At 67.9% G+C, this 20,031-nt stretch carries 20 protein-coding genes; 7 read left to right on the forward strand and 13 right to left on the reverse strand.

Going from position 1 to position 20,031, the window contains the following annotated elements; all coding sequences use genetic code 11:
• Positions 1-3 precede the first annotated feature (3 nt).
• A complete protein-coding gene (locus MFF07_RS10665; protein ID WP_147816775.1) occupies positions 4-471 on the reverse strand; it encodes a DsrE family protein in 468 nt (155 codons plus the stop codon).
• Positions 472-493: 22 nt separating this feature from the next.
• Positions 494-856, reverse strand: a complete 363-nt coding sequence (locus tag MFF07_RS10670) for a prenyltransferase/squalene oxidase repeat-containing protein (protein ID WP_147816774.1) — start codon at positions 854-856, stop codon at positions 494-496.
• A gap of 248 nt (positions 857-1,104) precedes the next feature.
• Here MFF07_RS10670 and leuC point away from each other — a divergent pair, with 248 nt between their 5' ends.
• Complete coding sequence (gene leuC, locus MFF07_RS10675) at positions 1,105-2,520, forward strand: 3-isopropylmalate dehydratase large subunit (protein WP_147816773.1); 1,416 nt, start codon at positions 1,105-1,107, stop codon at positions 2,518-2,520.
• 451 nt (positions 2,521-2,971) lie between these two features.
• Here leuC and rhuM read toward each other — a convergent pair whose 3' ends face one another.
• The gene (gene rhuM, locus MFF07_RS10680; RefSeq protein WP_238231876.1) at positions 2,972-4,084 is read right to left on the reverse strand and encodes a RhuM family protein; all 1,113 of its coding nucleotides are present in this window, start codon (positions 4,082-4,084) and stop codon (positions 2,972-2,974) included.
• A 75-nt stretch (positions 4,085-4,159) separates the two neighbouring features.
• On the opposite strand from rhuM, the gene MFF07_RS10685 reads away from it, so the two are divergent.
• Positions 4,160-5,029, forward strand: coding sequence for a DMT family transporter (locus tag MFF07_RS10685; protein ID WP_147816803.1), 870 nt, complete (start codon positions 4,160-4,162; stop codon positions 5,027-5,029).
• 24 nt (positions 5,030-5,053) lie between these two features.
• Here MFF07_RS10685 and MFF07_RS10690 read toward each other — a convergent pair whose 3' ends face one another.
• The 3 genes from MFF07_RS10690 to MFF07_RS10700 all read right to left on the reverse strand — a co-directional run bounded on the left by MFF07_RS10690 (position 5,054) and on the right by MFF07_RS10700 (position 7,794).
• Positions 5,054-5,983 carry a class I SAM-dependent methyltransferase gene (locus tag MFF07_RS10690; RefSeq protein WP_147816772.1) on the reverse strand — a complete coding sequence of 310 codons (930 nt, stop codon included), beginning with the start codon at positions 5,981-5,983 and terminating at the stop codon, positions 5,054-5,056.
• Positions 5,984-6,077: 94 nt separating this feature from the next.
• The gene (locus MFF07_RS10695) at positions 6,078-7,583 is read right to left on the reverse strand and encodes a sodium:solute symporter family protein (RefSeq protein WP_147816771.1); all 1,506 of its coding nucleotides are present in this window, start codon (positions 7,581-7,583) and stop codon (positions 6,078-6,080) included.
• Positions 7,584-7,587: 4 nt separating this feature from the next.
• Positions 7,588-7,794: a hypothetical protein gene (locus MFF07_RS10700; protein ID WP_147816770.1), complete on the reverse strand. Its 207-nt coding sequence runs from the start codon at positions 7,792-7,794 to the stop codon at positions 7,588-7,590.
• Positions 7,795-7,956: 162 nt separating this feature from the next.
• On the opposite strand from MFF07_RS10700, the gene MFF07_RS10705 reads away from it, so the two are divergent.
• Both MFF07_RS10705 and MFF07_RS10710 read left to right on the forward strand, forming a co-directional pair.
• The gene (locus MFF07_RS10705) at positions 7,957-9,384 is read left to right on the forward strand and encodes a sensor histidine kinase (RefSeq protein WP_238231878.1); all 1,428 of its coding nucleotides are present in this window, start codon (positions 7,957-7,959) and stop codon (positions 9,382-9,384) included.
• Positions 9,381-10,031, forward strand: a complete 651-nt coding sequence (locus MFF07_RS10710) for a response regulator (protein WP_147818498.1) — start codon at positions 9,381-9,383, stop codon at positions 10,029-10,031. Before MFF07_RS10705 ends, MFF07_RS10710 begins: the two co-directional genes overlap by 4 nt.
• Before the next feature lie 42 nt (positions 10,032-10,073).
• On the opposite strand, the gene MFF07_RS10715 is transcribed toward MFF07_RS10710, so the two are convergent.
• Positions 10,074-12,407, reverse strand: a complete 2,334-nt coding sequence (locus MFF07_RS10715) for an NADP-dependent malic enzyme (RefSeq protein WP_147818497.1) — start codon at positions 12,405-12,407, stop codon at positions 10,074-10,076.
• A 63-nt stretch (positions 12,408-12,470) separates the two neighbouring features.
• Here MFF07_RS10715 and MFF07_RS10720 point away from each other — a divergent pair, with 63 nt between their 5' ends.
• From MFF07_RS10720 to MFF07_RS10730, 3 genes are read left to right on the forward strand one after another with little or no spacing between them, the layout of a single operon-like run.
• Positions 12,471-13,088 (forward strand): CatB-related O-acetyltransferase, encoded by a 618-nt coding sequence (locus tag MFF07_RS10720; RefSeq protein ID WP_147818500.1) that lies wholly within the window; start codon positions 12,471-12,473, stop codon positions 13,086-13,088.
• A gap of 42 nt (positions 13,089-13,130) precedes the next feature.
• Complete coding sequence (locus tag MFF07_RS10725) at positions 13,131-13,391, forward strand: DUF3297 family protein (protein ID WP_147818496.1); 261 nt, start codon at positions 13,131-13,133, stop codon at positions 13,389-13,391.
• Positions 13,392-13,401: 10 nt separating this feature from the next.
• Positions 13,402-14,046: a YdeI/OmpD-associated family protein gene (locus MFF07_RS10730; protein ID WP_147818495.1), complete on the forward strand. Its 645-nt coding sequence runs from the start codon at positions 13,402-13,404 to the stop codon at positions 14,044-14,046.
• Here the strand turns inward: MFF07_RS10730 and MFF07_RS10735 are convergent.
• The 6 genes from MFF07_RS10735 to aspS all read right to left on the reverse strand — a co-directional run bounded on the left by MFF07_RS10735 (position 14,043) and on the right by aspS (position 19,999).
• Positions 14,043-14,447: a hypothetical protein gene (locus tag MFF07_RS10735; protein ID WP_147818494.1), complete on the reverse strand. Its 405-nt coding sequence runs from the start codon at positions 14,445-14,447 to the stop codon at positions 14,043-14,045. The genes MFF07_RS10730 and MFF07_RS10735 overlap by 4 nt on opposite strands.
• A gap of 284 nt (positions 14,448-14,731) precedes the next feature.
• On the reverse strand, positions 14,732-15,850 hold the full coding sequence (locus MFF07_RS10740; protein WP_147818493.1) for a hypothetical protein: 1,119 nt from the start codon (positions 15,848-15,850) through the stop codon (positions 14,732-14,734).
• A 52-nt stretch (positions 15,851-15,902) separates the two neighbouring features.
• On the reverse strand, positions 15,903-16,223 hold the full coding sequence (locus MFF07_RS10745) for a hypothetical protein (RefSeq protein WP_147818492.1): 321 nt from the start codon (positions 16,221-16,223) through the stop codon (positions 15,903-15,905).
• Complete coding sequence (locus MFF07_RS10750; RefSeq protein WP_147818491.1) at positions 16,220-17,293, reverse strand: acyltransferase family protein; 1,074 nt, start codon at positions 17,291-17,293, stop codon at positions 16,220-16,222. The genes MFF07_RS10745 and MFF07_RS10750 overlap by 4 nt, the downstream gene beginning before the upstream one ends.
• Positions 17,290-18,171 (reverse strand): glycosyltransferase family 2 protein, encoded by an 882-nt coding sequence (locus MFF07_RS10755; RefSeq protein WP_147818490.1) that lies wholly within the window; start codon positions 18,169-18,171, stop codon positions 17,290-17,292. The genes MFF07_RS10750 and MFF07_RS10755 overlap by 4 nt, the downstream gene beginning before the upstream one ends.
• A gap of 13 nt (positions 18,172-18,184) precedes the next feature.
• Entirely contained in the window at positions 18,185-19,999 is a 1,815-nt protein-coding gene (gene aspS, locus MFF07_RS10760; protein WP_147818489.1) for an aspartate--tRNA ligase, read from the reverse strand.
• Positions 20,000-20,031: the final 32 nt, after the last annotated feature.

The raw sequence follows: 20,031 nt of genomic DNA on the forward strand, positions 1-20,031 counted from the left end.
GCGTCAAGGTCGCAGGTAGGACCAGCCCTGCTCCTGCAACTCGCTGAGATGCACGACGCCGGCCGGGACGTCGTCGGCCTCCGCGATCTGCGGGATCGCGTCGGGCGTCTTCCCCTCCGCCTCGGCCATGGCCCGCCGGGCGTTCTGGCAGGCGGAGAACCGCACGAACGGATAGCGCTGCCTGATCTCGGCGATCCGCGCCCTCACCGGCGAGGTATCCGCCCGCACCATCGCGTAACCCGGCCCGAACGCCGTCAGGTCGATGGCCACGCTGTCGCCCGTGCCCGCGTAGTGCTTGGCGATGTTCACGATGTTGGTGAGGGCGAGATTCATCAGCGCCGGATCGGCGGAGCTGACCTGGAGGGCGATGCGATGCAGCGGTTTGGCCTCCTCGGCCCGAAGGGCGGACGCGGTCAGGGCGAGGAGCAAGCCGGCAGCACCGCCGGCCCGCAGGAGAGAACGTCGATCCATGGCCTGCTCCCCGCTCGATCCGTCAGCCGGCGCCATTGAGGGCGAAATAGGCCTTCACGCTCACCGACAGGTCGAAGCGGCCGCCCGGATGCATCGGCCAGCCGCCTTCGTCTGCCTGAATGCGTCGCAGATAGGTGCCGATCCGCGCCTGCAGCGGTTCGTCGATCCGGTCGAGATAGTGCTGGAGCAGCACGTAGTCGGCGGGGATCGTCGCGTCCGCCTCGAGCGGAAACACCCAATGCCCGTCCGTCCGGCGCCGCCAGCCGAGCGCCGCCACGGCCCGGCGGATCGCGGTCGCCAGCGACGCGCGCGGTGTTGTCCCGTGCTCCAACGGATCGATCACCGGGCGGTGAGGGAACGTGAAGGCCTCAAGCGGTCTCGACATCACTCCCTCGGAGGCTCCGAGCGTGTTCTTGGCTCGACTGTAGCGTGTGATTTCGCCGACGGACAATCCAGCAGCGCTTCGACCCAGCCTGAGTTTCGGCTGCAGGCATCGCGGTCGAGCATGACAGCCGGCCTCTTCCGAAACGCGCTCGGGAGCGCTACTAGATGGGATCTGGAACGATCCCAGTCCGTGCGCGCGATCAGTCGCGCCGCGAGGCCGACACCCGCAGCCCTTCGACCGACAGCGCCATGACCGCTCCCCGCACCCTCTACGACAAGATCTGGGACGACCACGTCGTCGAGACCCTGCCGGACGGCAACACGCTGCTCTACATCGACCGCCACCTCGTCCACGAAGTGACGAGCCCCCAGGCGTTCGAAGGACTGCGCGTCGCCGGCCGAAAGGTGCGCGCTCCCGAAAAGACGCTCGCGGTGGTGGACCACAACGTCCAGACCTCGGACCGCTCCAAGGGCATCGAGGATCCCGAGAGCCGCACGCAGCTCGAGGCCTTGGCCGAGAACGTGCGCGACTTCGGCATCGAGTTCTACGACGCCCTCGACCGGCGCCAGGGCATCGTCCACATCATCGGCCCCGAACAGGGTTTCACCCAGCCCGGCCAGACCATCGTCTGCGGCGACAGCCACACCTCGACCCACGGGGCCTTCGGGGCTCTCGCGCACGGCATCGGCACGTCGGAGGTCGAGCACGTGCTCGCCACGCAGACGTTGATCCAGCGCAAGGCCAAGAACATGCGCGTGACGGTCGACGGCACCCTGCCGCCGCATGTCAGCGCCAAGGACATCGTGCTCGCGATCATCGGCGAGATCGGCACCGCCGGCGGCACCGGCCACGTCATCGAATATGCCGGCGAGGCCATCCGCGCCCTCTCGATGGAAGGCCGGATGACGATCTGCAACATGTCGATCGAAGGCGGCGCACGGGCCGGCCTCGTCGCGCCGGACGCCACCACCTTCGCCTATGTCGAGGGCCGGCCGAAGGCGCCGCAAGGCGCGGCTTTCGCCAAGGCGCGGGCCTATTGGGAAAGCCTCGTCACCGACGAAGGCGCGCATTTCGACCGCGAGGTGCGGCTCGATGCGGCCAGCCTCCCGCCCATCGTCTCTTGGGGCACCAGCCCGGAGGACGTGGTCTCGATCCAGGGCGTGGTGCCGGACCCGGCCGTCATCGCCGACGAGAACAAACGGCAGTCGAAGGAGCAAGCACTCGCCTATATGGGCCTGACCCCCGGCACGCGGATGACCGACATCACCCTTGACCGCATCTTCATCGGCTCCTGCACCAACGGCCGCATCGAGGATCTGCGCATCGTCGCGCAGATGGTCGAGGGCCGGAAGGTGCACGAGAGCATCTCGGCGATGGTGGTGCCGGGTTCGGGTTTGGTGAAGGCGCAGGCCGAGGCCGAGGGCATCGACCGCATCCTCAAGGAGGCCGGCTTCGACTGGCGTGAGCCCGGATGCTCGATGTGCCTCGGCATGAACGCCGACCGGCTGAGCCCGCTGGAGCGCTGCGCCTCCACATCGAACCGCAACTTCGAGGGCCGCCAGGGCCATCGCGGGCGCACGCATCTCGTCTCCCCGGCCATGGCGGCGGCGGCGGCGGTGGCCGGCCGCTTCGTCGATATCCGGGACTGGCGCGGGCAGGCTTGAGCCTCACGGCAGCGGACCGCATCGTCCTCCGCTGCGACCGCGAGTAGGAATGAGGGCAGTGCATGGTCGCTGTGGAAGGCGGGCGCGTGACGGGACGATCGGCGCTCATCCTCTTGGGGCGATCCCGGCAGCTTCCGGCGCCCTTGCCGAAGGGGCTGCCTCGCCCCTTCCGAGCCAAAGCCACCGGAACGCCTGCAAGACTTTCTCTCCCACAGCGATAGCTGGGAAGTGCTGGAGGGCTTTTCCGGCAGCCGGGTCGAGCGCAAGCCGCCGGAGGATATGATCGCGGGCTGTCGCAAATACGATCCGGCGATCCGCTGGGACGACCGGCCGGTCCGGCGATAGCTCTTCTTCGCGCGCGAACTGGTCACTTCGCCCGGCGGGGCAGATGCGATAGGGGCTCAGCGGCCAGACGCGCTCTGCCGCGATCGGACAAAGGCGGCGGGGTTCTCTACTTGCGCGGTATCCTGCCGAGGGCTTTGGCCTCTTTTGCAAGTGCGGAAATCCGTTCGTCCGCTTCCCGCTGACGTTCCAACTTACGCCGATAATCGAACTGATCGTATTCTTGCTCCGCCAGGCGCTTCGCATCCAAGGCCTTCACGCGACCGCCTGCCCGGAGAATAGCGCGACCCAGTTGTTGCAGCTGTCGAACCAAAAGGCTTCTCGCGTCTTCCATTATTAAAATTCTACCTAGATCTAATTGGTCTTCAAATATATCTAACAATATTGTTGTAAGTCTATTAAGTTCTCTGATTTCCCTTTCCGTGAGATAATTTTTCGAGACACTTACATCGGCCTTTCTGATGCTATCATTTGGCCAAGCTTGTAAGCCCATGTTATCGGCAGAATGGTCGGCTCTTGTCGATACGATTTCCGCTGGCGTATGCGAGGTTACTGCGTAAACAAGTTTCGCTTGCGTATGCTGATAAAATTCTCTCGCGGCAGCTGTCGTTCCATCGTAATCTCGGCAAAGTGCGCAGATCTGACGCAGCTCACGGTAGACATTCGCCTCATCGGACCTGATATCGCGAATGATTTCGCGTAGTTCCGTGATCCGATCGGCGTTGTCGGGCTGCTTCAGACGTGGTGCGTCGACCACGAAACCCTTCTTGGCGAATTGAACCAGAACGCCGGTTGCCCATCGCCGGAACAACGTTGCTTGCGCCGAGGAGACACGGTAGCCAACCGAGATGACCATATCCAGGCTGTAAAGGGACGCCGGACGACCGGTGGTTGTTTGCACTTTTTGCAAAGAAGCCGATTCGTCGAGCTCTTTCTCCTCGAACACGTTGGCAATGTGCCGGGAGATGGTCGAGACGTCGCGACCGAAAAGCTGAGCGATCTGCCCCTGCGTCATCCAGAGCGCCTCGCCCACAAACCGGATGTCCAGCCGAAGGCCTTTGTCGGTTGCGTACACGAGAAAGCGATCGCCGGTTTCCGGCTCCTCGACCAAGTGAACCGGTTCGTTATCCTCGGGGCCCATAAAGCGGCGCGACCTTGTTGACGGAGAACATTCCGGCAACCTTATTAGGTCGATCGCTTTCGTCAAAATGCGTCCCACCATGCCGAGGCGATCGTGGAGTCCCACACCAGCCTACCTGTCCCCGCCCGCTCCAACCCGGCAGCGCTCGCCTACTCCATGCTGGTCCTGACCACGCTGATGTGGGCGGGCAACGCGGTGGCCGGCAAATGGGCGACGGGGGAGGTCTCGCCGCAGGTGCTGACGACGCTGCGCTGGGCGATCGGCTTCGCCGTGCTCGCACTGATCGCGCCGCGCCAGTCGGCCGAGGACTGGCGCCTGCTGGCGCGCCGGCCGGTCTATCTGTTCGCCATGGGCGCCAGCGGCTTCACCGCCTATGCGAGCCTGTTCTACCTCGCCGGCACCTATACGAGCGCGACCAACGTCGCCCTGTTCCAGGGTTCGATCCCCGTGCTCGTCATGCTGATGAACTTTTTCGTCAGCCGGACACCGGTAACCAGCGGACAGGCCGTCGGCGCAGCGATCACTCTGATGGGCGCGGGCGTGGCGGCGACGCATGGCGACTGGAGCGTGCTGCGGACCTTCTCGTTCAATCTCGGCGACGGGCTGATGCTCGCCGCCTGCCTGTTCTACGCCGGATACACCGTGGGGCTGGCCTCCCGGCCCAGAGTGGCGGGACTGGCCTTCTTCACGGCGATCGCCGCGACGGCGCTCGTCACCTCGCTGCCGCCGCTCGCCGTCGAATGGGCGGCCGGCCACCTGATCTGGCCGACCGCGAAGGGCTGGGCCGTCGTCGCCTTCGTCGCGATCGGCCCGACATTGGCCGCGCAGCTCTTCTTCATCCGCGGCGTCGAGCTGATCGGACCGAACCGCGCCGGCCTGTTCGTGAACCTCGTACCGGTCTTCGGCGCAGGCCTCGCGGTTATGCTCCTGGACGAGCCCTTCGGCGCGACGCAGGCGACCGCCCTCGCCCTGGTCCTCGGCGGCATCGCCGTCGCCGAACGCTTCCGGCCGGGCCAGGGTCGGTGACCCGCTTCGCAGTCGGGAGACCGCCTATCCGGCCGGCGTGTCGGCCACGAGCAGCAGCGACGCGCCCTCGTCCGTCGTCTTCGGTGTCGGCTTGATCGTCCACATCGCGTAGCCGCCGAGGAAGCCGATCACGGTGGAGGCATGCCAGGCCCAGGAATGCCGGTAGTGCCGGTCCCGGCACTTCACCGGCGAGCAGCGCGCCATCCAGTAGACCAGTCCGTCGACATCGGCCCAGGGCGCCGTCTCGACCGTCGCGTTCACGAGGCCGACGCGGGCCGCGATCGCCGTCAGCGCGTCCGCAGTCCACCAGGTCAGGTGGTGCGGCACGGCGTTGATCAGGTAGTTCGGAATCCTGGTGTGGGCCGCCGGCACGTGCGGCACGCCGATGATGACGCGCCCACCGGGCCGGACCGCCCGCATCATGGTCCCGAGCATCGCCACCGGGTTCTCGACATGTTCGAGGACCTGGAACGCGGTGCAGGCGTCATAGGCGCCGGCATGGGCCGCGAGGTGATCGGTCAGCGTCTCGATGCGGGCCCACTCAGATCCGGGCTCGCCGGAGAAATGCGGATCGAGGCCGGTATAGCGCGCGTGGTGCACCGCATGGCGAAAGGCCCCGAAGCCGCAGCCGACGTCGAGGACGCGCTCGTTCGGGCGGATATGGCGTGCGGCGAGGGTGAACTCGGAGCGCGGATGGCCCTCGCGCGGGTAGTAACGGCTGCTCAGCCGCTCGTAGAGCGACCTGTAGAATCCCGCATCGCCCTCCAGCATCGGGTCGAAGAAGTAGAGACCCGTCGCCGATTCCCACAACCCGAAGCGCGTCGTGCCCTTGAAGCTCGGCAGCGCGTCCACGCGCAGGGTGATGCGCCAGAGGTCGGCGAGGAACCCGGCGCCGACCCACTGCACGAGGCGGATCGCCGGCTCGCCGGTGATCGGGCACGGCGGAGGGGTCATCGGGCGCTTTCGATCGGCGCGGCCGGGCGCCACCGGTTTACGGGGACCCGCGATCCTGGAACAGGACGCGACTCCCCGCAAGCGACCAAGGTCGTCAGGCCGGCCGAACCCTCAGACCCTGTCCGGCATCGGTCGCAGCGGACGGGCTGCCGCCCTCGCCGAACAGCGTGTCGAGCCGAGCCTGCTCGGCGGCGCTCCGGGGAAGCAATGCGGCCGCCCCCAAGAAAATCGCGAGATTGACGATCAGCCCGACGAAGCCGGAGGTCAGGCCCCAGGCCCAGGGGACGCCGAGCGGATAGAGCAGTTGCAGCACAGCCACGACCGCGATGCCGGCGAGCATGCCCGTGAGAGCGCCGGCGGCGTTGCCGGCCTTCGAGAAAATGCCGAGGTAGAGCGGTACCGCAATCTGCACCATCACCTGGAAGGCGAACAGGCCGATCGAGAACAGCGAGGGCAGGGGCAGGCAGGCGATGACGGCCGAGAGGGCGGTGATAGCGGCTATGGCGATCTGGGAGGTCAGCATGAGCCCGCGCTCGCTCAGGAGCCGGTAGGGATGCACCACGTCGTTGGCGATCTGCGCGCCCATGGACTGCACGGTGGCGTCGATGTTGCCCATGGAGGCCGCGAACACGATGACGCCGGCGAGCGCCAGCAGCGGCACGCCCCCGGCCGCCTGGTTCAGCGTGAACCACGCCGTCTCCGGGCTCGCCAGCACGTCGGGGCGCGAGGAGGCCAGCAGCGCCAGGAAGCCGAGGCTCGTGACGAAGACCAGTGACAGCGGCGCGCAATAGGCCGAGGAGCGCTTCACCGCCTCGACGCCGGAGCCGGTGTAGAGCCGGATGAACAGGTCCGGCCAGCACAGCGAGCAGAGCAGCGGCAAGAGCGTCAGCGAAAAGAACAGCAGCGGCACGTCCGAGTTCGCACCCGGCAGGGCGAGCTTCGTCGCCGGCACGGCATCGAGCGAGGCCCCTTGCGAAAATAGCCAGACGATGAGGCCGATCATCAGGCCGCTGCCGACGATGTAGGCGACGATGCCCTGAAAGACGTCGGAGATGACGATGCCGCGCATGCCCATGCGGATGGTCCAGACCTGGCGCAGCGACATCACCGCGACGCCGAGGATCACCGAAGTGGTGAAGCCAAGATGTCCGAGGCCGAGGGCATAGAACACCGCGCCGAGGGACTGCATCCCCAGCACCATCCATGGAAACAGCCCGAGCACGCCGATCAGCGCCGCGACCACGCGGATCCCCCGCGAGCCGTAGCGGAGCGCCATCAGGTCGGGCTGCGTCTTGAGGTCGTGGCGGGCGCCCCAGGTCCAGACCCGCTGTGCCATCAGGTACATGACCACCGGCGCGAGCATGGTCGAGACGCCGAGGCCGACGACTCCGTTGCCGACGATGAAGCCGAAGGCACCGAGGAAGACCGTGCCCGGCTGGTAGGTGTTGAAGAACGCCATCGCCTGGAAGAAGCCGCCGAAGGAGCGGCCGGCCACTGTGAAATCCGCGAAATTCCGGTCGGCGACGTAGGAACGCTGCAGGATGAGGACGACGGCGGCGAAGAACAGCGCCAGCGCGCCGTAGGTGACGAGGATGCCCATTGGGTCAACGCTCCACGGCGCGCGCGGGATCGGCGAAATAGGCCGCGACGACGCTCGCCGCGATGAACAGGCTCGCGCCCCAGAGGTAGGCGAGGGTGCACGGCATCCCGAGCACCGGCTCCGCCACGCCGAGATGCCAGTGCAGCGGCGGCAGCAGGGCCAGGAGCAGGTCGAGGGCGAACCAGACCTGGATGAAGCGGGGCAGTCGCATCGGCGTCTCCGTTTCGGCTCGCAGAACCTCGCCGCGCGGAGCCGTAGCCGACAGGGCAGGGTGCCCGCCTACCGCCGGGCAATTTGACCGAAGGCCCCGACGCGGCCTTGCCAAGGCCGTCACGGCCCGCTCCAACTCGCTCACGATCCCGGGGAGGCCGCCATGCGTCTGTTGGCTCATCTGATCCTGCGCCTCGTCGGCGTGGTGCTGCTCTGTCTCGCCTGCGCGGTCGGCTGGATCGTCTGGGACGCCAAGAACGGCATCCGGGCCGAGACCGAGGCCTCGGCCGCCCGCGTCGCCCGCGACCTCTCGGTGCTGTACTGGCGCCAGCTGCTCTGGCGCGACGGCATGGAGAAGGCGCCGCTGCTGCCGTTGCCCGAATGGCAGGCCGTGCAGACGCTGCGCGTCATCTCCCCCGGCATCTGCATCACGCTCACGAGCGCCGTGCAGGGCGCGAAGCCGCTGTGCAGCCAGGTCGAGGGCGTCGGTGCGAGCCCGCCGGCCTGGTTCGCCGGCGTCTACGAGACGGCCTTCGGCGCGCATCCCTCGGTGAGCGTGCCCCTGACGGTGCGCCAGCTCAGGGCGGGCACGATCACCGCCGCGCCGGATCCGGCGGCGGCTTTGCGGCAGGTCTGGGGGCAGGTGCGGATCGTCACCGGCATCGCCGCCGCCATGGCGGCCGGGATCGGCCTGCTCGCGGCGCTGCTGATCGGCCACGCCGTGATGCCGGCCCGCACCATCGCCCGTGCCCTGCGCCGGCTGGAGGCCGGCGAATTCGGGCCGCGCCTTCCGGCCTTCGCCACGGCGGAGTTCCGCCATATCGGCCGCGCGGTCGAGGACCTTGCCGGCCGCCTCGCCCGCACCACCGCCGAGCGCGCCGCCCTCACCAAGCGCCTGTTCCAAGTCCAGGAGGAGGAGCGCCGGGCGCTCGCCCGCGACCTGCACGACGAGTTCGGCCAGTGCCTCACCGCGACCGCGGCGCTGGCCGCCGCGATCGAGGCCGGCGCCGAACCCGACCGGCCGGATCTCGCCACCCAGGCCCGCTCGGTCTCGCGGGTGACGGCCCGGATGATGGGGAGCCTCAAGGAGGCCCTGTCGCGCCTGCGCAGCCAGGACATCAACGAGCTCGGCCTGGAGGCGAGCCTCGCCCAGCTCGTCTCGGGCTGGAACGCCAGAAGCCGACATCTTGGCCAACCGCGCTCGGTCTTCCGCCTGGACGTCGCCGGCAACCTCGCCGCCGTGCCGGCGCAGGCGGCCGTCAGCGTCTACCGCATCGCCCAGGAATGCCTCACCAACGCCGCCCGCCACGGCCGTCCGCGCGCCGACGGCCGCCCCGCCGAGGTGCGGCTGACGATCGAGCATGCCGGCGCGGCCGAGGGCGGGCTGCGCCTCACCGTCGAGGACGAGGGCGGCGGCGATCCGGCCCGTCTCGACGGCACCACCGGCCGCGGCATCCTCGGCATCCGCGAGCGCATCGCCTCGCTGGGCGGAAGCCTCTCGATCGCCAGGGCCGAACACGGCCTGCGCATCGCCGCGGTGATCCCGCTCAGGGGTCCGCGGCTCGTCCCCGCCGTCGCGGCCGCTGCGTGACCGGCCTCTCGATCCTCCTCGTCGACGACCATCCCGTGGTGCGCGAAGGCTACCGGCTGCTGCTGGAGCGCCAGCCCGGCACCCGCGTCGTCGCCGAGGCCGAGGACGCGGCCGGCGCCTATCGCGCCTACAAGCTGCATACCCCCGACATCGTCGTCATGGACATCTCGCTGCCCGGCCCGAGCGGCATCGAGGCCCTGCGCCACATCCGGCAATGGGACACGCATGCCCGGGTTCTGGTCTTCACGATGCACGGCGGCGCAGCCTTCGCGCTGAAAGCCTTCGAGGCCGGCGCCTCGGGCTACGTCACCAAGAGCAGCGCCCCGTCCGAACTCGTCCGCGCCGTCGGCACGGTCGCCCGCGGCGGCCGGGCGCTATCTGAGGACATCACCCGCGAGATCGCCGCCGACCGCCTGTCGAGCGGCCACGCCGTGATCCGCGACCTCGGCACCCGCGAAGTCGAGATCCTGCGGCTGGTCGCCTCGGGCGAAACCACCGACAGCATCGCCCGGCAGCTCAACATCAGCCCCAAGACCGTGCAGAACTACCATTACGGCATCAAGGCCAAGATCGGCGCGCGGACGGACGCGCATCTGGTCTGGCTCGCGATCGGGGCGGGGTTGCTGGAGCTGGAGCGGGCGGTGTGATGCTCGCGTTCGAAGACATTCGACGTCGAGGCGCCAGCCCGCCTATTCCGTCACCAGCGCCGCCCCCGGCTCGCCCGCCTGCAGCGTCGCCAGCCGCTGGCTCGCCTGGGCTTCGACCACCGCCGCCGCCGTGACGTTGACGATGCCGCGGGCCGTCACCGAGGGCGTCAGGATGTGGGCGGGCTTGGCCGGGCCGATCAGGAGGGGGCCGACGGGGAGCGCGTCGGCCAGGATCTTGGCGAACTGGAAGGCGATGTTGGCCGCATCCAGGTTCGGGAAGACCAGGACGTTGGCCGCGCCCTTGAAGCGCGACCCCGGCAGAACCCTGTCACGAAGAATCTCGGAGAGGGCGGAATCCGCCTGCATCTCGCCGTCGACCTGAAGCTTCGGGTCGCGGGCCTGGATCAGCTCGAGGGCGCGGCGCATCTTCCTAGACGCGGGATCGTCGGACTGGCCGAAATCCGAGTGGCTCAGCAGCGCGATCTTCGGGGTCAGGCCGAAGCGGCCGACATGGCCGGCGCAAGCGATCGCCATGTCGGCGATCTCCTCGGCGCTCGGATCCTGGCGGACATGGGTGTCGGCGAGGAAGAACGCGCCCTTCTTGGTGACGATCAGGCTCATCGCGGCGAGGTCGAGCACGCCCGGCGCGAGGCCGATGATGTCGCGGATCACCCGGAGCCGGGTGTCGAAGCGCCCTTCGAGGCCGCAGATCAGCGCGTCGGCCTCGCCGCGGCGCACGGCGAGGGCGCCGATCACCGTGGTGTTGGTGCGCACCAGCGTGCGGGCGAGGTCCGGGGTGATGCCCTTGCGGCCGGCGACCTCGAGATAGGTCGCGACGTAGTCGCGGTAACGCGGATCGTCATCGGGATCGATCAGGTCGAAATGCTCGCCCTGGCGCAGGGTCAGGCCGAAGCGCTTGACGCGCACCTCGATCACCCGCGGGCGGCCGACCAGGATCGGACGGGCGACGCCGTCCTCGACGATGGCCTGGGCGGCGCGCAGCACGCGCTCGTCCTCGCCCTCGGTGTAGATCACGCGCTTCGGGTCGGCCTTCGCCTTCGAGAACAGCGGCTTCATGATGAAGCCCGAGCGGTGGACGAAGCGGTCAAGCGACTCGGCGTAGGCGTGGATGTTCTCGACCGGCCGCCCGGCGACGCCCGAATCCATCGCCGCCTGGGCCACGGCCGGGGCGATGCGCAGGATCAGGCGCGGATCGAACGGGCTCGGGATCAGCGATTGCGGGCCGAACGGCCGCGCCTCGCCGCCATAGGCGCGGGCGACGACGTCGGAGGGCGCCTCGCGGGCGAGGGCGGCGATGGCCTTCACCGCAGCCTTCTTCATCTCTTCGTTGATCGCCCGCGCGCCGACGTCGAGCGCGCCGCGGAAGATGTAGGGGAAGCAGAGGACGTTGTTGACCTGGTTGGGGAAGTCCGAGCGCCCGGTGCAGATCATCGCGTCCGGCCGCTTCTCCTGGGCGAGGTCGGGCATGATCTCGGGATAGGGGTTGGCCAGCGCCATGATCAGCGGCTTCTCGGCCATCTTCTCCAGGTATTCGGGCTTCAGGACGCCGCCGGCCGAGAGGCCAATGAACACGTCGGCGCCGGGGATGACCTCACTGAGCGTCCGCGCCTCGGTGTCCTTGGCGTAGACGTCCTTCCAGCGGTCCATCAGCTCGGTGCGGCCGGTATGGACCACGCCCTTGATGTCGGTGACCGTGATGTTCTCGACCCGCGCGCCGAGCGAAACGAGGAGGTTGAGGCAGGCGAGAGCCGCCGCGCCGGCACCCGAGGTCACGATGCGGACGTCGGAGAGGGTCTTGCCGGCGAGTTCGAGCCCGTTGAGCACGGCCGCGGCGACGATGATCGCGGTGCCGTGCTGGTCGTCGTGGAAGACCGGGATGTTCATCCGCGCCCGGCAGCGCTCCTCGACCTCGAAGCACTCCGGCGCCTTGATGTCCTCGAGGTTGATGCCGCCGAAGGTCGGCTCCAGCGAGCAGACCACGTCGACGAGCTTGTCGACGTCGTTCTGGTCGACCTCGATGTCGAACACGTCGATGCCGGCGAATTTCTTGAAGAGGACCGCCTTGCCCTCCATCACGGGCTTCGAGGCCAGCGGGCCGATATTTCCGAGGCCGAGCACCGCGGTGCCGTTGGTCAGCACGGCGACGAGGTTCTGGCGGATCGTCAGCGTCGCCGCTTCCTGCGGGTCGGCGGCGATGGCCTCGCAGGCCGCCGCGACGCCGGGCGAATAGGCCAGCGCCAGGTCGCGCTGGTTGCCGAGCGGCTTGGTCGCCTGGATCTCCAGCTTTCCGGGCTTGGGCAGGCGGTGGTAGACGAGCGCTCCAGCCTTGAGGTCCTCGGACATGTTGTCGGCCATGACCTTCGCTTCCTCTCCTGGAATACGCGTGATTCTCACCGGACCGCGCCTTTGAATAATCTGTTGCAACGGCTGAGGCGGGGGCGCAACCCGCACAACGAGACGCGCCTCCATATGGCGAAGCTAGCGCGGCGCTGGAATTTCTCGATAGGGGCCTATTCCTACGGCTTTCCGAAGGTCCGGTTCCCCGAATCCGGCCGCCGGCTGACGATCGGGCGCTACTGCTCCATCGCCGACAAGGTCGAGATCCTGCTCGGCGGCGACCACCGGCTCGACTGGGTCTCGACCTACCCCTTCGCCGCGATGGCGGGGCTCTGGCCCGATTCGGAGGCGCCGCAGGATTACCACGCCTCGCGCGGCGACGTGACGATCGGCAGCGACGTCTGGCTCGGCTCGGGCTGCATGATCCTGTCCGGCGTCAGCGTGGGGCACGGCGCCGTGGTCGCGGCCCGCGCCGTGGTGACCCGCGACGTGCCGCCCTACGCGGTCGTCGCCGGCAACCCCGCGAAGATCGTGCGGCGGCGCTTCGACGAGGCGACGGCGGCCCGGCTCGTCGCGGCCGCGTGGTGGGACCTGCCGCACGCGACCGTGAGCCGGCTGGTGCCGCTGCTCTCCAGCGGTCAGGCCGACGCGGTGATCGCTGCGGCGGCCGAGGCGCGCGGCGTTGCGGCGGCGGGGTGAATCCCTTACCCCGATGCGATTCAGACCGACCCGAGCTCGACCATGACCGACACGCCCGAAGCCGCCCCCGCCCTTCCCGACCGCCTCTCGGTCAACCCGAACAGCCCGTATTACGACGAGGCGCTGCTGGAGCGCGGCATCGGCATCCGCTTCAAGGGCGTCGATAAGACCAATGTCGAGGAATACTGCGTCAGCGAGGGCTGGGTCCGCCTCTCGGCCGGCAAGACGCTCGACCGCGCCGGCAACCCGATGACGGTGAAGCTGAAGGGTCCGGTCGAGCCGTATCTTCGCGACGCCGGTTAGGCCTCCGCCGGTGCGGGAGGAGAGGGCCGGGCTCCCGATCCGCGCCTTCGCCTCGCCGCGTGAGTGGGAGGCGTGGCTCGCCACCATACCGCGCACCGCGCCGGGGCTTTGGCTCCGGATCGCGAAAAAGGGCTCCGGCGTCGCCAGCGTGACGCGGCTCGAAGCGATCGAAGGTGCGCTCTGCCACGGCTGGATCGACGGGCAGGCCGCGCCCTACGACGAGCAGTCCTGGCTGGTCCGCTTCACCCCGCGCCGTCCGCGCTCGACATGGTCGGAGGTCAACCGCGCGGCGGCGCAGGCGCTGATCGCCGCCGGCCGGATGCGCGAGACCGGTCTCGCCGAGATCGCGGCGGCCCAGGCTGACGGCCGCTGGGAGGCGGCCTACGCGCCGGCGAGCCGGGCCGAGGTGCCCGAGGACCTCATCGCTGCGCTCGACGCATCCCCGGAGGCGAAGCAGGCCTTCGCGACCCTCGACCGCACGAACCGCTACGCGATCCTCTACCGGGTTCAGGAGGCGAAGAAGCCGGAGACGCGCGCCCGGCGTATCGCGGGCTTCGTGGCGATGTTGGAGCGGGGCGAGACGCCGTATCCGCGGAAGCGCGAGAGGGTGAGCCGTAAGGATTCGGTCGAGGGCGGCACGCAGGTTCCAGGTTAGCCGAGGCCGGCTTCGAGGGGAAACGGCGTCGGTTCCCAGTAGGGCTCGATCTTGGTGCCGCGGACATTGGCCGCCTCCCACCCGTGCAGGATCCGGGCGAGCGCCCGGCGGTCGCCGGCCAGAAGGGGTTCCGCCACGACGGTGAGTTGCATCTGCCAGCGATGCGGAAGCGAATCCGGGTGGTAGGTCTTGCCGCGGTATTTGGGTTCCTTCTCGTGCCAAATCGTCCGCGCGGCATCGAGATCGCCCGCCGCGATAAGGGCGAGCATGCGATCCTCTAGGGGTTCGTAATGAATTGTATGCTCTCTTGGGGGGAGGGTCACATAGCCTTCGGGCGTCCCGTAGACCTCCAACTTCGGCAGCACCTCCGTTTCGATCACCGCGATTGCATCGGCGATCATTGCGGGATCGGACCATAGCCACGATTCCTGCGAAGATGTCTCCGGCCTTTGCAGATGTTCGATATATGTTCCGAAAGCAAAATCAGGATTTATTTTTGGAAGAAAAAGAGCCATTACTGTCAACCATGGATCGCAACGATCTTTATCAGAAGTCCTTTCTATAAATATGCCAAGAACGAAATGTCGAACCGGCTTCCTGCAGATCAGACCAGAACTTATTCTGATTATATTCTTTTCTGATTCAATTATTGGCTTGTAGATTTTTTCGATTTGGTGCCGAGTCGTCATTTTTCGAGTACCTCAATCATAATGTAATTTCTCATACCAGGATAATGTTTCTGTATTGCAGTAATAATATCCACCGCGCGGACGGCCCTGAGAATGGCCTTCCCCATCTTGTGATCATATACGCAGACGGTCGATGGACGCACGGGCTCCAAGACATCCAGTCGTATAGATTGCCCGCTACTGTAGTGGACACCTATACCTGTCTCTGCGGCATAAGAAACCTCAGCAATCAAACCAGGGTCTTTCATGCTTTTGATCTTATGTGCGATAATCCTATGAACTATATTCCCAAAATTTTGCTCAGTACCATACCCTCCTAATGCACGGACTTCTGCTGCGGTTGATTTCGCCAGCGCCTGGATTTCCGCATTGCGCGGGCAGAGTCGGTCCAGCTCCCTCTGACTGACCGCACCGACCCACATCGCACGGTCGTTGAACGCATCGCCAGGGATGTACTCGCTCGCCGGTGCGGCGAAGATCGCCGTGCCGTCTCTGTTCCTTCGAATCGCTTCCGTCGTGAAAAGCGAAATCGCAGCTTGCAGGATCCGATCGCTAAGGCGCTTGAGTTCGCGCGGAAGACGCTGAGGCGCCCGCGCCGACTGGAAGAATGCCTCCGGCTCGGCTCCGCTGGTCGTCAGCCTGCTGCGGCTCAAAATCTCCCCGCTCCCGCCATCCCGAATCGTCTGCGTCAGACCGGACGTCTCGAAGACCGTGCGCGTGCCATCCGGCGCCGTGACCGTGTGCTGCTCGTCCCACTCGGCGTGCGGGTTGCTGCGGATGCGGATCGAGAGGACGCGCGAACCGTCCGCCGTCACGACCTCCTCCTGCGTCGTCGATGGAGCGGAGCCGCCGCCGATCGATCCGGTGGTCTCGGGATCGTCGCCTGCGGCGAGCGGCCCGGCGGCGGTCGGGTCGCCGGACGTCCAGCGCCCGCCGCCGAGCTGGCCGGCCGGTTCGCGCGGCTGATCGGGGTCGTATTTCTGCGAGAGCAGCCACCCGATCCGGAGCAGCTTGGTCTCGACGGTCAGCCCGGCGAGGCTCGCGCGGATTTCGTTCAGATCGCGGCGGTGACCGGAAGACAGCGACATCGGATCCAGCCCTTCATAGGCGAGCAAGTCCGATCGCAGCTAGCAAATATACCTAAATATGTCAATAAATGCCTAGATATCAGCCGCCGGCGCTCGACGTAACGGGGCAGCTCGGGCGGCCACCCGCCGCGCGGCACGCGCGCTGCGCCGCCTCCACCATCACCGCGACCTGCTCGGGCGTCTTCGGTGCACGGAAGACGAGGCTCGTCGCCACATCCGGGTGTTTTTGGCGCTGCTTCGGCGTCCGGGCGTGGTTCGATATCCTGATCGCCAGTGCGTCGGCCCCGCTCCGGCAATAGACGCTGTCGCCGCGTTCATTGCGAGCGGAGACCGCAAACCCCGCCTCTTCGAGCAGGCGCACCGCGAGGGCGATGGCGGCCGTCGGCGCCAGGGCCGTCACGGTCCCGCCGGCTCGATGGTGCCGAGCGTGCGCCGGCCGAGTGCGCGCGCCTTCAGGCCGAGCGCCGGCTTCTCGATGGCGTACCAGGACAGGGCGGCGACGCCGAGCGCCAGGATGATCGAGGGACCGAGCAGCGCCCAGCCCGAGCCCTGCGGCCAGAACGCGTGCAGCACCTGCTGGATCGGCCAGCCGTAGAGGTAGACGCCGTAGGACAGGTCGGCCGGCGGATCGAGGCGCGGCCGGCCCAGCGCCGGCAGCAGCGCGATTCCGATCGCCGCATAGGCCTCTGTGAGGAAGAGCGCGCTCCGGTAGAGCGGCGTGCCCTGCAGGAGCAGGGCGGCGGGGAGGGCGAGGAGCCACCAGGGCGAAAGCCGCACCCGGTCGCGCCAGAGATAGAGCGCGCCGCCGCCCGCGAAGATCATCGGCAGACGGAATGCCGTCTCGGTGCCCTTGGGCAGGTCGGGATGCGCGATCTGGGCCGCGACGAGGGCGACGGCCAACCCGGCGACCAGGGCCAGCGACAGCCAGCGGACCCGCAGGAGTCCCAGAACGCCGGAGACGAGGACGCCGAAGTAGCACAGGGTCTCGTATTTCAGGGTCCAGACCGTGCCGAGGGGACTGCGATAGGGATTGGCCTCGAACAGGCCCGGCAGGGCGGCATTGCTCTTGAAGGTCGTCAGCGTGCCGAGGATGAAGCGGCGCAGCTCCGGCGCGGCATAGTATTCTGCCAGCGGCAGCCGGGTCAGCGCCGCGCCGAGCACCAGCGAGACCAGCAGCGTGGCGGCGACCAAGCCCGGCAGGATGCGCAGGGCGCGGGCGATGACGTAGTCGCGCGCCCCGCGCCGGTCCATGCTCATGGTCACGAGGAAGCCGGACACGGCGAAGAAGCCGTTCACCGCGTGCTCGCCCAGGGCGAAGCCGGTGGCGCGGGCCAGCGGCTCGGCGGCGGGGTCGCCGGTCGCCACGCTGAAGGCGTGCGAGACGACCACGGCCAGCGCCAGGGCGAGCCGCATGGCCGAGAAGGCGTTGTGCGGGCGGGCGATCGCCTCGGCGATGGTCGGCGCGCTCATCCGCCGGCCTTTTCGAGGTTTTCACGGGACAGGGCAGCACGACCGCGCCAAGCGGCAAAAGCGCCGGCCGCCGAGCCACCGTAGCGTTCCACGCCCGAGCGGCGGAAGACGAGGGCGGAGAGCAGGGCTTTCGGTGCGTTCACCGCGAGCATGCCGAGGCTGGGATCAGGCAGGCCGTATTTTCGGCTGACATAGGCGCGCGACCAGGCCTGATGCCAGCGCGTGCGAAACACCCGGCCCCGCTCCGGCGCCGAGGAGCGCCCGCGCCCGTGCAGCGCCACGGCCTCGTGCACGTGGACCAGCGCACGGCCGGCGTCAGCGACGCGGCGGCAGAGGTCGTCATCTTCGTAGAACAGGAAGATTTTTGGGTCGAAACCGCCGAGGTCGAGGAAGAGCTTTCGCTCGGCCATGAGGCAGGCGCCGGAGAGGAACGGCGCACAGGCGTCGCCCTCGGGCAGGCTGCGCACGCCGCGCGGATTGGTGAGATACGGCGCGAGCAGCGAGCGCGGCTGGTAGAAGAAGCGCCCGTCCGGCTCGACGATGCGCGGCGCGAGCAGCCCCGCATCCGGCCATTTTTTCGAAGCTGCCAGCAGGGCGGCAGCCGCACCGGGTTGCAGGACCAGGTCGGGGTTGAGGATCAGGACGTGGGTCGCGCCCTCCGCCGCCCGCACGCCGAGAGTGTTGGCGCGGCCGTAGCCTTCGTTGCGTGGGTTTTCGACAACCCGAGCCCCGGCCGCGCGCGCGATCCGCACGGAGGCATCGCGGCTGGCATTGTCCACGACGATCGCCGGCACGCCCTCGCGGGCCAAAGCCGCCAGACAGTCCGGCAGAACCTCGGCGCTGTCGTGCGCGACGACGATGGCGACGAGGCTTTGCACGGGGCGGTCTGGATCAGGCCTTCTTCTCGGGCAGGTTCAACCGAACGTGCAGCTCGCGCAGCTGCTTCGGCGTCGCCTCCGAGGGCGCCCCGAGGAGCAGGTCCTCGGCGCGCTGGTTCATCGGAAACAGCGTCACCTCGCGCAGGTTGATCGCGCCGACGAGCAGCATCACCAGCCGGTCGATGCCGGCGGCCATGCCGCCATGGGGCGGTGCGCCGTATTGGAAGGCGCGGTACATGCCGCCGAAGCGGGCATGGACCTCGGCCTCGCCATACCCAGCGATCTCGAAGGCCTTCACCATGGCATCGGGGCGATGGTTGCGCACCGAGCCGGAGGCGACCTCGTAGCCGTTGCAGACCATGTCGTACTGCACGGCCTTGAGCTTCAGCACGCTCTCGGTGTCGGCCGGGTCGAGCGCCAGGAAGTCTTCGTGGCTGACATTCGGCCCCGAGAAGGGGTTGTGCGAGAAGTCGACCTTCTTCTCGTCCTCGTTCCACTCGTACATCGGGAAGTCGGTGATCCAGCAGAACGCGAAGCGCTCGCGGTCGACGAGGCCGAGTTCGTCGCCGATGCGGATACGGGCCTTGCCGGCGAGCGCCGCCGCCTTGCCCTCGGTGCCGGCCGCGAAGAAGACGGCATCGCCGGCCTTGGCGCCCGTCTTCTCGGCGATGGCCTTCTGGACGGCGGCGGGAATGAACTTTGCGATCGGGCCCTTGCCGGTGAGCTCGCCGCCCTCGTCCTCGAACACGATGTAGCCGAGGCCGGGCGCGCCCTCGGAGCGGGCCCAGTCGTTCAGCTTGTCGAAGAACGAGCGCGGCTGGCCCGCCGCCCCCGTCGCCGGGATCGCCCGCACCACGCCGCCGGACTTGATGACGCCCTTGAACGCCTTGAACTCGACCTCGTCGCGGGCGAATTCGTCGCTGACGTCGGCGATGATCAAGGGGTTGCGCAGATCCGGCTTGTCCGAGCCGTATTTGAGCATCGCCTCGGCATAGGGAATGCGCGGGAACACCTCGGTGACCGGCTTGCCGTCGGCGAACTCCACGAACATGTCGCGGACGACAGGCTCCATCGCGGCGTAGACGTCCTCCTCCGTGACGAAGCTCATCTCGACGTCGAGCTGGTAGAACTCGCCCGGCAGGCGGTCCGCCCGCGGATCCTCGTCGCGAAAACAGGGCGCAATCTGGAAATAGCGGTCGAAGCCCGCGATCATCGTCAGCTGCTTGAACTGCTGCGGCGCCTGCGGCAGCGCATAGAACTTGCCGGGATGCAGGCGCGAGGGCACCAGGAAGTCGCGCGCGCCTTCCGGCGAGGAGGCCGTGAGGATCGGCGTCTGGAACTCGAAGAAGCCGCCCTCGCGCATGCGACGGCGCAGGCTGTCGATGATCGCCCCACGCTTCATGATGTTGGCGTGCAGCTTTTCGCGACGCAGATCGAGGTATCGGTAGGCGAGCCGCGTCTCCTCCGGGTACTCCTGATCGCCGAAGACCGGCAGCGGAAGCTCGGCGGCGGGGCCGAGCACCTCGACCTCGTCGATATAGACCTCGATCGTGCCGGTCGGCAGCTCGGAATTCTCGGTACCGGCGGGGCGGGTGCGCACGCGGCCGTCGATGCGGATCACCCATTCCGAGCGGGCGGCGTCGACCGCCTTGAAGGCCTTCGAATCGGAATCGACCACACACTGCGTCAGGCCGTAATGGTCGCGCAGGTCGACGAACAGCACGCCGCCATGGTCGCGGATGCGGTGGCACCAGCCGGACAGGCGGACGCTCGTGCCGACGTCGGACGGGCGAAGCGCCCCGCAGGTGTGGGAACGGTAACGATGCATGGCCGGCTCTATGGGATTGAGGCCGGCACCAT

This window comes from Methylobacterium thuringiense (assembly GCF_022179645.1).
GTDB lineage: Bacteria > Pseudomonadota > Alphaproteobacteria > Rhizobiales > Beijerinckiaceae > Methylobacterium > Methylobacterium thuringiense.

Coding starts and splice junctions, on each gene's coding strand:
- MFF07_RS10665 (WP_147816775.1), bottom strand. CDS start 471: ATGGATCGACGTTCTCTCCTGCGGGCCGGCGGTGCTGCCGGCTTGCTC.
- MFF07_RS10670 (WP_147816774.1), bottom strand. CDS start 856: ATGTCGAGACCGCTTGAGGCCTTCACGTTCCCTCACCGCCCGGTGATC.
- leuC (WP_147816773.1), top strand. CDS start 1,105: ATGACCGCTCCCCGCACCCTCTACGACAAGATCTGGGACGACCACGTC.
- rhuM (WP_238231876.1), bottom strand. CDS start 4,084: ATGGTGGGACGCATTTTGACGAAAGCGATCGACCTAATAAGGTTGCCG.
- MFF07_RS10685 (WP_147816803.1), top strand. CDS start 4,160: ATGCTGGTCCTGACCACGCTGATGTGGGCGGGCAACGCGGTGGCCGGC.
- MFF07_RS10690 (WP_147816772.1), bottom strand. CDS start 5,983: ATGACCCCTCCGCCGTGCCCGATCACCGGCGAGCCGGCGATCCGCCTC.
- MFF07_RS10695 (WP_147816771.1), bottom strand. CDS start 7,583: ATGGGCATCCTCGTCACCTACGGCGCGCTGGCGCTGTTCTTCGCCGCC.
- MFF07_RS10700 (WP_147816770.1), bottom strand. CDS start 7,794: ATGCGACTGCCCCGCTTCATCCAGGTCTGGTTCGCCCTCGACCTGCTC.
- MFF07_RS10705 (WP_238231878.1), top strand. CDS start 7,957: ATGCGTCTGTTGGCTCATCTGATCCTGCGCCTCGTCGGCGTGGTGCTG.
- MFF07_RS10715 (WP_147818497.1), bottom strand. CDS start 12,407: ATGGCCGACAACATGTCCGAGGACCTCAAGGCTGGAGCGCTCGTCTAC.
- MFF07_RS10725 (WP_147818496.1), top strand. CDS start 13,131: ATGACCGACACGCCCGAAGCCGCCCCCGCCCTTCCCGACCGCCTCTCG.
- MFF07_RS10735 (WP_147818494.1), bottom strand. CDS start 14,447: ATGATCGCCGATGCAATCGCGGTGATCGAAACGGAGGTGCTGCCGAAG.
- MFF07_RS10750 (WP_147818491.1), bottom strand. CDS start 17,293: ATGAGCGCGCCGACCATCGCCGAGGCGATCGCCCGCCCGCACAACGCC.
- aspS (WP_147818489.1), bottom strand. CDS start 19,999: ATGCATCGTTACCGTTCCCACACCTGCGGGGCGCTTCGCCCGTCCGAC.